The organism is Oceanobacillus sp. HCA-5259 (assembly GCF_037892815.1).
In the GTDB taxonomy this organism is placed as follows: domain Bacteria; phylum Bacillota; class Bacilli; order Bacillales; family Amphibacillaceae; genus Oceanobacillus; species Oceanobacillus indicireducens.
In genome coordinates, this window is sequence record NZ_JBBKBV010000063.1 from 1 (window position 1) to 3,583 (window position 3,583).

General features: G+C 40.1%; 4 protein-coding genes. All 4 read right to left on the reverse strand.

Annotation, left to right across the window (positions count from 1 at the left end):
* Positions 1-210: 210 nt before the first annotated feature.
* Positions 211-426: a DUF2922 domain-containing protein gene (locus WKU33_RS18640; RefSeq protein ID WP_340456077.1), complete on the reverse strand. Its 216-nt coding sequence runs from the start codon at positions 424-426 to the stop codon at positions 211-213.
* Between the two features lie 465 nt (positions 427-891).
* Positions 892-1,233, reverse strand: a complete 342-nt coding sequence (locus tag WKU33_RS18645; protein ID WP_340456071.1) for a hypothetical protein — start codon at positions 1,231-1,233, stop codon at positions 892-894.
* 1 nt (position 1,234) lies between these two features.
* Positions 1,235-3,088 carry a DUF6792 domain-containing protein gene (locus tag WKU33_RS18650; RefSeq protein ID WP_340456073.1) on the reverse strand — a complete coding sequence of 618 codons (1,854 nt, stop codon included), beginning with the start codon at positions 3,086-3,088 and terminating at the stop codon, positions 1,235-1,237.
* 5 nt (positions 3,089-3,093) lie between these two features.
* A partial coding sequence (locus tag WKU33_RS18655) for a hypothetical protein (RefSeq protein WP_340456075.1) occupies positions 3,094-3,583 on the reverse strand: 490 nt, incomplete at its 5' end.

Sequence of the window (3,583 nt, forward strand, 5' to 3'; positions counted from 1 at the left end):
ATTCCCCACTGAATGAAGTTTCACTTTATCACGCATTAACGGTCTGTAATACCCCCGCTTCTAAGCATGAGGGAAGCCAACTTCCGCGATAAAAGAATACTACGCATCCATGACTAATCCCTCCTTCTTGAAAGCGAATGATTCACTTTTTTGATATGGCACGAGGCCCCAATCGTCCTGTTGAACAATTGGGGCCTCTGGTTTAAGATTTTAGTAAATCTCGATATCTTCTGTTATCTGTTCAACGATGCGGGCGCTTCGTTTTGCAACTAAGTCACCGCCACTGGAGTTGAAGGCGTTCTGGGCAATGATCGTATCCATTGCTTCGTTTACTGCCTCGTGATTAATCGGCTCGACCGGGTCATCGAGTGTATACGTGACGACTTTCCCTTCTTGGTTTTCAAATTGCAATTGTAACCTTTTTATGGTCCCCTCCTCCTGTTAAATGCTTCGTGAGTACTATGCTACGTGCTGCTTAGTCTTCACGAATTTCGGAGCTGTCACGACGGTTGATCAGCGTGAGCGAGTGCTACTGCAAGCCTTCGAATACGACGGCGATCTCGTATAACTGATCTGCGGGGGTGTGCGGGTGAGATTATTTTGGGATGGGACATAGGTTATACGGTGAAGGGGAGCAATGCCCGGGTGGCGTGCGAGTTTTACGGTTACGTGCGCTAACCCCCAATAACGTGCGAATCCTGCGTTCATCTCAGCAAAAAGAACAGCGTATTTAATGATGTATAAAACTTAAATTCAACATATATAGAAGCTTCATCATAAAAGTTCGTCATTAATCGAATGAAATTGCTGCATGATATGGATAATCCGTCTAGTCCTAGCAAACAGCACCGACCGCGCTGTTCGCGCCTTATTCGTTCGCTCCTTTCCCAGTTACTTCATTACGAACATATTTTCATAGGTTATCGTAGCTTGCTGTTGTTTCATTTCATCTACTTGCTCATTGAATCGGTTAACGACCTGCCCAATTTTAAAATGAGTGTCCGACAGCAGGTTTCTATTTCGAACTTCTAATCTTTTTGTTTTTTGAACCATCTCATCGACGATTTCTCCCTTTTGTCCTTCATCAATGAAAATCTTATGAACGAGCGTGAAGAATTCTGTGTCACTTTTTTCCATCTGATCGAGATGCTTTCGTAGCGCATTTTTTTTATAAGAAAAGTCTTCCCTTAGAAGTAATTCTTCCGTAACAGTGATTGAATGCGTTGCTTCCATTTTATACACCCCTTATGAGATCAAACTGTTTACTAATACGTTCATCCTCTTCAAACAAAGATTCAATTGCTTTGCGATAGCCTTCGATTTGTAAACGGGCTTCTTCTACCGATTCTCTTAATATGTGTATTTCTTGACCGAGATCCGCTTGCTCGAGTGGATAAAACACCTCGTGGACTCGGATGCTTGTGACTTTTTTCGTAAAAGTCGGGTATTGCCCATGCTTGGCGAGTAGATAATGGTACGATTGCGGACTTCCTTCCATCTCATTTATCTTCTGGAGAACCTTTCTTCTTTCATCCTTGTAACCAGCTATGATTTCCATTTCAATCGCCTTGGAAAATCGCGCTATTTCAGCTTCCTTTTCTTCCAATATGCCTGTTCCTTGTTGGTACAGCTGAAGGGCGGCGGATAGATTCACTCTAATTTCCTTATTACCTATGCTTGCTGTAAGCACCATATCTGGTCCAAGATATGATTTTTTTCCTCCTGATAGGGATTCTAACATTTCTTGAATACTATGACTTTCTCCAATTTTATTCAAAATTTCAAGAAGATCTTCTTGATTTAAAGTCCCTAAACTTTCTTGAATTACATCTAAATGCCCTTTGATTTTTAAAAATGCTCCAATATCTCCACCTATTTGCGCAAAAAAATCACCTCTATCTCGAACGCTTACGTTACTTGCAATCGCTTGTTGGATCCCGATCAGTTCGTTCTCGATCTTCGTTATTTCCGTAACAAGCAATTCTCTTTGCTTCCCAGTGATATATCCTGCTTCCTCGAATCGACCGAAAATAACATCTGCATTGCTTGTAATCGTTTGGATGTTCGCGAGTAATGCTGGGACGTTATCGTTCAAATTCCGAATCATCGTATCCAGTTCATCTTGCTTGGTGACATACAACTTAGCGACACTTCCAGCCCCGTCGATATCCTCAAGGAGGCTCATATCCACGCCAAGAATATCGTAAATTGCCCCGTTCAGCCCTCCCTCTCTGGAGGCCAACGTGTATTGAATCGCTAACTCTTGAAAATCCTGAACAATGTGGTCTGGAATATCATCCATGATCGAACGCAGACCGGGGTAATCTGGATTGGTATCCAAATATTCCACCTCACCTAGCATAAAAAATCCACGCGCTCCGCTCACGGCATAGAGGGGATCGTCGAGTGAGATAATCTGATGGATGTTGTCTGCTTTGTCTTTGTAATAGTCTTTTGCGAACGCTTCGAGTTGGGATGGGTCTAGGTTGTAGATGGCATCGGGGTTGGTTTTAGATAGCGAAAAATGTTCATTTACATTAATCATGAAATCATTATCGGCTCGATACAGCTGATAATAATTAGTTTGTGCGCCATTTACACTGTAAATTTTATCAAATGTTTCATATGATAAATAGGCGGTAGTATTATTATTGTGGGCCAATGAATGCGATAATCCAATAATAGGGATAGGTTTGTTTTCTTGATCTATCCCAAATTCATTAATAACTTCTTCCGTAAACTTATGTGTGTCTAATGCCTGTGAATAATCTATTCCAGCAAACATAGATTTGAAATTGTAATCCCAATCCTTTAATCCTTGCGTTCCTTGTGAAATGACATAAATCTCATTCACATCATTTTCATCTGAATGAAAATAAATTGCTGTCCCATCGTACCCTGACTCTCCATCTAGAGATTTAGCCTCCGACGAATTATATATTTGTACTTCAGCCTTTAGATCCTCTCCATATTCCTCAATGTAAAATTGGCGAATTCGATCAGTCATTTCCTCATCTGATAAGTTTTTATACCCTAAGTCTATAAGTCTAAGACGAAATTCTTCACTTATAACAATTTTTTCTGCCATATCTCTCATTCGCTTTCATTTATGAATTCAATTGTTTTTAGCCAATCGATGATATTTGAGTTCTCCTCTTCCCTAAGACGAGAGCACTTGGCTTCTTCTGCGATACAATCCGATTGATAAAAAATATGAATACCACCTGTATCCGTAGCATTTTGAATATAAGCTACATAGCCAAAGTCATCATTTTCTAATTTAAACGGAGCGAAATATAAAGTCCTACCTTCTAATTCCAGGTTTTCAAAATCCAGCTTTTTATCAATACTTGTGCTTAGTGTTTCTAAAATTAGCTGCTCATTTCCTTTTTCGTCTGGCATGTATTTAAAATCAATAGAGGACTCGAAATCAGAATGATCAACACCTATTATAAAACTTTCAAATCTTTCATTTTCTTTTGAATAACCAATTTCACCAATAATCCCTCCAATCGGAAAGTCCATCTTATACTTCCCCGTCCCGGATAAAAATGGATAATACCCAGGTCTCGTTTCTTCCGTT

Bases quoted from the DNA above. Each gene is read 5' to 3' on its own strand.
- WKU33_RS18650 (WP_340456073.1), bottom strand. From the start codon at position 3,088: ATGGCAGAAAAAATTGTTATAAGTGAAGAATTTCGTCTTAGACTTATA.
- WKU33_RS18645 (WP_340456071.1), bottom strand. From the start codon at position 1,233: ATGGAAGCAACGCATTCAATCACTGTTACGGAAGAATTACTTCTAAGG.